General features: G+C 63.1%; 6 protein-coding genes and 1 tRNA gene. 4 read left to right on the top strand and 3 right to left on the bottom strand.

Features of this window, described 5'->3' with window-relative positions; translation table 11 throughout:
• From AB4Y86_RS10835 to AB4Y86_RS10825, 3 genes are all read right to left on the bottom strand, one after another.
• Nucleotides 1-697, bottom strand: a 697-nt coding sequence (locus AB4Y86_RS10835; RefSeq protein ID WP_441402240.1) for a DUF1972 domain-containing protein, incomplete at its 3' end; no start/stop codon positions are given.
• Nucleotides 698-831: 134 nt separating this feature from the next.
• Nucleotides 832-1,290 carry an adenylyltransferase/cytidyltransferase family protein gene (locus AB4Y86_RS10830; protein WP_441402239.1) on the bottom strand — a complete coding sequence of 153 codons (459 nt, stop codon included), beginning with the start codon at nt 1,288-1,290 and terminating at the stop codon, nt 832-834.
• Nucleotides 1,291-1,300: 10 nt separating this feature from the next.
• Nucleotides 1,301-2,878 (bottom strand): sugar transferase, encoded by a 1,578-nt coding sequence (locus tag AB4Y86_RS10825; protein WP_441402238.1) that lies wholly within the window; start codon nt 2,876-2,878, stop codon nt 1,301-1,303.
• Between the two features lie 554 nt (nt 2,879-3,432).
• On the opposite strand from AB4Y86_RS10825, the gene AB4Y86_RS10820 reads away from it, so the two are divergent.
• From AB4Y86_RS10820 to AB4Y86_RS10805, 4 genes are all read left to right on the top strand, one after another.
• Nucleotides 3,433-3,506 (top strand) — tRNA-Gly (locus tag AB4Y86_RS10820).
• 118 nt (nt 3,507-3,624) lie between these two features.
• Complete coding sequence (locus tag AB4Y86_RS10815) at nt 3,625-3,771, top strand: hypothetical protein (protein WP_441402237.1); 147 nt, start codon at nt 3,625-3,627, stop codon at nt 3,769-3,771.
• Nucleotides 3,768-4,928 carry a N(5)-(carboxyethyl)ornithine synthase gene (locus AB4Y86_RS10810; RefSeq protein ID WP_441402236.1) on the top strand — a complete coding sequence of 387 codons (1,161 nt, stop codon included), beginning with the start codon at nt 3,768-3,770 and terminating at the stop codon, nt 4,926-4,928. The genes AB4Y86_RS10815 and AB4Y86_RS10810 overlap by 4 nt, the downstream gene beginning before the upstream one ends.
• A gap of 241 nt (nt 4,929-5,169) precedes the next feature.
• Nucleotides 5,170-5,526, top strand: coding sequence for a hypothetical protein (locus AB4Y86_RS10805; RefSeq protein WP_441402235.1), 357 nt, complete (start codon nt 5,170-5,172; stop codon nt 5,524-5,526).
• The last annotated feature ends 41 nt before the right edge of the window (nt 5,527-5,567 follow it).

Below are 5,567 nucleotides of genomic sequence, written 5' to 3'. Positions count from 1 at the left end.
GGCCGTACGGCGTGGAACCGACGACGACCAGCGGAAGCCGCGCATTGCTGCGGACATAGCCCTCCACGATCGTGTGGACGTGGTTTTCCGGCTCCAGCCGAGCGACTACTAGGTGGTACCTGCCCGAAACCAGGCCGATGGAGGCCAGACGTTGGGGCTCTTTCGGGGCCAGTAGCGGTGCACCGTAGGTAATCAGCTCCGTCGCAGCATCAAAGGTGGTCCGGTAGTAGTCACGGATTCCGGCGGCATCGGCGATTAGGGCGTTGGAGAACCGCACGGCAAAGCTTTCGGCCCAACGGTAATACCGTTTTCCAACCGGCCCCCACTTTGCGCGCTTCCATTCCAGCCCGTCCATGTGTGTGGCAACCGGCAGCTTGGCCAGGCGGAGGAGCGGGAGCCAGGGTGCGTTGGCCGCATTGAAGACAATTGTCGCGTCCGCCCTGCTGCCCAAAAGATGGGCTACCGAAAGCCCGGTGTGGCTAAGGGTTTCGAGCGACCGTCGCCGCAGGGCCGGCAGATGCACGAGTCGCATGCCGGCGAATTCCTTTGCCCCGCTCACCGCCCCATTTCGGGACCGGCAGTACACCGTCACAAGGTGTCCGCGCTCGGCGAGCCGGCGGCCCACTTCCTCCACGCACGTTTCGAATCCGCCATAGTGAGCGGGCACACCCCGCGTACCCACCAAAGCAATCCGCAGACCAGCACGCTTAGGAGTTGATTCCTTCACTTTTCCCCCCTGGGAACTTCGTATTTTGTTTGATCGAGACCTTGCTGCGGAGCCGGAGACCGTACCGGGACCGTTCCTATCTGAGGTAGTTGCTCAAGCGACGCCTAGGGCAGGGCCTGTAACGCCGCCCACTCCCGAGGCCCGGAATTCAGGAGTTCCAGGCTCCTCCGAAGGGAGGTGCTCGACGTGTGCATGGTGTACGGAAAATAGACGACCTCGACGCCCACAGCGGCAAACTCCCGCTCCAGGGCGAGGCCCTTCGGGGTGTTTCGCCAGTCGTCACCTTTGAAGACAATGTCGAAGGGATGCCGCCGCCAGGTGTCGATCTTGCGCGGCAGGGTTTCTGCGATCGCCTCATCGACGTACCGGATCTGCCGGACGATCTCCAGCCGCTCCGCCAGGGGAACCACCGGCGGGTGGCCCTTTGTCGCGACGAGAAGTTCGTCCGCGACGACGCCGGCAATCAGGAAATCGCAGTGCTCCTTTGCGTGCCGCAGCAAGTTGAGGTGGCCAACATGGAATAGGTCAAAAGCACCTGCCGCGTATCCGATTCGAGTCGTCATTGGTCCCCCTTCAGAAGGCGTCGGCCGGGCTGCGCAGGGCTCTGAAAGTCCTCCACAGGATGATCAGGTCACCGGTTAGCGACCAGTTCTCTACGTAATAGAGGTCCAACCGAATGCTTTCCTCCCAGGGGAGGGTGGACCGGCCGTTGATTTGCCAGAGTCCAGTGATTCCAGGCTTGATAAGCAACCGCCGGTTCGTGAACTTCTCGTAGCGTTCGACTTCACTCAGCAGCGGCGGACGTGGGCCGACCAGGCTCATTTCCCCAGTCAGCACATTCCAAAATTGAGGAAGCTCGTCGAGCGAGTACTTGCGCATCCAGCGACCGCACTGGGTGACCCGCGGATCATTCCGGATCTTGAATAGCAACCCGGAACCCTCATTGAGCTCCCGCAGGGACTCCAGATCAGATTCCGCCGTCTCCACCATCGACCGGAATTTCAGCATGTGGAAGGGAATGCCGTTCTTGCCCGCGCGGAGCTGGCGGAAGATGACAGGACCACAGCTGTCATGTTTGACGACGATGGCGAGAGCGAGCATGACGGGAGACAAGACCACTAACGCCAAGGACGCAGCAAGAATGTCTAAGGCACGTTTCAGGACATGCTTGGCGCCTGCGTATTGGGGAAGCTCCACATGCACCAGCGGCAATCCATCGACCGGACGCCAGTGGATTCGAGGGCCGGCGACGTTGGTCAGGGTAGAGGCCAGGACGAGCTCCGTCCCGGTTGCCTCCAGCTTCCATCCCAGTTCCCGGATGTATGTGCTGCCACCGGGGACCCGTCCCGCGACGATGACCGCGTCCGCGCCCGCGACTTCCACCATTCTCGATACATCAGCCAGGGTCGACACAACCGGGATCCGGTACCACGGCGGCCGCAGCTCCGTGGACTTCTCCAAGGTGGGCAACCCCACCCCGGAGATCTCGTAGCCGGCGGTCGGATTCTTCTGGATCTGGTTGATGACATACTCGACGTCTGGCCGGTCTCCGATCACCACCACCCGTGACAGGTACTTGCCTTCGGCCCGCTTTTGGTTCAGCCACCGGCGCCAGAGCCAGCGGCTGCCGGTAAGTAGCAGCAGGCCCAGTGGCAACGCCACGGCGAAGTAGCCGCGCACCACGTCGAACCTGACGAAGACCATCGCAATTGCAAGGGCGCCGAACAATTTGAGAGTGGCCTGTGCCACCCGTTTGTACTCCGCGGCGCCGACACCAAACGTACGGCGGTCGCGGGTGGGATAAATCTCGAGGGAAGCGAACCACGCCACAAGGAGCAGTGTGGAGACCATCAGGTACCGCGCTTCAAATTCCTCCCCGGCAGGAGTCGACGCTTCGGTGCCGAACCTGAACACATAGGCCGAAGCCACCGCAACGATAATGGCTGCGGCATCGGTGATTCGGAGGCGGTTGGCGAAGTTCCTCCATCGAAGAGAGACCGCCCGCCTGGAAGCCGCCATGTCAATCCGGTGTTCGTCGTCCCACACCGAGTGCTGAGGCGGCGCAGAAGTTTGCACCCGGCTTGGAACACGTACCTGGGCTGTAAAGCGGGACGCCGGGTGGAACGCCCGGCGGTGCTTGAGCTCGCTCACTTCCGCCCCCGGGTGGAATTGGCAGCGCCGGCGGCCCGCTGGGCAGCAGGGTTAGAAAGGAAAGCGGATCGATCAGTCCGCTCCGTTAGCAGCGAAACATGAACACCGATCGACGAACGAGGAAACATGGCGAGACCTTCCAGCGACTGGTTCGACTGTGGTCTGGCCTAGTCAATAAGATGACTTTTGTCCGCACACGAGTGTGGACTACCTCTTTTCGCTTCCACGGCCACTCGCCGCGAGCGGCAGGTACTACGTGGATCTGAGATCGGGCTACGTAGTCCGACGCCGCGGCATCGCGCCAGGTCGTGTGGCATTTTCCTTGCCGGACCGACGCATGGCATTGCGGCCGGTGGCATCGAAAGGGGGCGCCCTCGTGAAAAGCGGCGGGCATCCAAACAAGCCCAGGAAAACGACCAAGCACACACCGTCGGGCCGGAGACCGGAACAGGCGTTGTGTCGGTGTACCGGGAATTCTCTCGACTGGGGTAAGGTGAATCTCGTTGTTCCGCAGGGTGTGTTCCGGCATTCCGGACCAGTTCCTCTGCGGCTCTGCGGCTGTAGCTCAATGGTAGAGCGCTAGCTTCCCAAGCTTGATACGCGGGTTCGATTCCCGTCAGCCGCTCCATTTCGCCCGTGTGTTCCTCTCCCGCAGCGCGCGCCGCAGCACGGCCCCGGAGCCGGTTAGGTGGCTACCTGTATCGTTCGAAGTCAGGAACCTCTTCGGTTCCGCTACAGGAGCGATCATGGCTGACAAATCCCCCCGTCAAGCAGCATCCAAGAAGTCCGGCAAGTCCCTCAAGGAAAAGCGAGCGGACAAGAAGGCAGCCGCAGCGCCGCCCAGCTCCCTGGACAAGGCGACCGCCAAGACGGCGAGCCCCAAGAAGAAGTGACCGGTCCCTCGAACCATCCCACCCTTGGCGTCCTGGCCACCACGCGGAAACCGGACGAGCGCCGGCTTCCCATCCATCCCGGCCATATTGAACGCATCTCCACGGAGCTCAGGCAGCAGCTGATCCTGGAAGAGGGTTACGGCGAACACTTCGGCGTCACGGACGCCCACCTGGCCGGCCTCGTTGGCCGGATCGCGCCGCGGGCCCGGCTCCTGGCCGAGGCCGACGTCGTCCTGCTGCCCAAGCCGCAGCCCGCCGACCTGGCCGAGCTCCGGGACGGACAGGTCCTCTGGGGCTGGCCGCACTGCGTCCAGGACCGGGAGATCACCCAGCTGGCGATTGACAAGAAGCTGACGTTGATCGCCTTCGAGGCTATGAACCACTGGGCAAGCGACGGCGGGTTCGGCCTGCACGTGTTCCACAAAAACAACGAGCTGGCCGGATACTGCTCGGTTCTGCACGCCTTGGCTCTCACGGGTACCACCGGCGACTACGGCCGCCGGCTGAGCGCCGTCGTGATCGGCTTCGGCGCCACCGCCCGCGGCGCCGTGACGGCCCTCAACGCCCACGGCGTCCACGACGTGCAGGTGCTGACCAGCCGCGGGGTCGCCGCGGTGGGGTCGCCGATCCATTCAGTGCGGATCGCGCAGTTCGACCACGACGACGAGGCGCCGTACCTCAGCGAAGTGATCACCGAACGGGGCCGGGTGCCGCTGGCGCCCTTCCTCGCGGAGAGCGACATCGTGGTCAACTGCACGTTGCAGGATCCGAATGCGCCGTTGACCTACCTGCGCACCGAGGACCTGGACGCTTTCCGGCCCGGCAGCCTGATCGTGGATGTGTCCTGCGACGAGGGTATGGGATTCAGCTGGGCGCAGACCACCACCTTTGCCGAGCCCATGTTCACCGTGGGCGACCACATCAACTACTACGCGGTGGACCACAGCCCGTCCTACCTCTGGAAGTCAGCCAGTTGGGAGATCAGCGAGGCGTTGCTTCCCTTCCTGGAGCCAGTGCTTTCCGGGCCCACCGGCTGGGCTGGCAACGAGACGATCAGCCGCGCGGTCGAAATCCGCGACGGTGTGATCCTCAACCCGGCTGTCCTCGAGTTCCAGCACCGCCAGCCGGACTACCCGCACCGGCCTGTGGCCGACTAGCGGTTTACTCGGTGTGGAACCAGTCGCCTCTACTTGCCATTGGGACCTGCTACCTATCCGAAGTACTCGTGTGGGCGGCCGCTCCCTAGCCATTGAAGCCCGGGGGTACTTGCCCTATCCTGACTGTGTTGCAGGTCAAGCAGAGGCCTGCTAAAACGATTCGAAAAATCGAACGTTGCCCGTTGTTGCAGCCATCTGGCATTGGCGGCAGGTTGCGGCAAGCGTTCGGGATAGGCCAGCAATGACGCCAGCCACAAATCGTCCACACCGCACCATGCGGACCGGCCGCCCGTTGACCGCCGGACGTCCCCTGTCAACGACGTCACGCCTCGAGAACGCGACGCACACCGGACTCGGCCGCCTCGACCCGCACGTCGCCCACTTCCGGAATGAAGACGACTATGTCGGCATCCCTTATTGCGAGCGATGCGGCAGCGGCGAATTCGTGTACCTGGAGACGTTCGTTCCCGCGAAGCACCATCGTGACGGCACCGTCAGCAAGTTGGGCGAGGTGACCTACTTCTGCTCCGGCTGTGAGGACTATTCCGCGCATGCCGTCCCCGCATCCTGGGTACCGCCCGGCTGGTACCTCGGCTGATAGCCGACCCGCACCTGTACTAACTGCTTTAACATCGCCGC

It is taken from the genome of Arthrobacter sp. 2YAF22_2 (assembly GCF_052114645.1).
In the GTDB taxonomy this organism is placed as follows: Bacteria; Actinomycetota; Actinomycetes; order Actinomycetales; family Micrococcaceae; genus Arthrobacter.
Note: the sequence above shows the minus strand (reverse complement) of the source record. Positions and strands in the feature narration are given on the sequence as shown.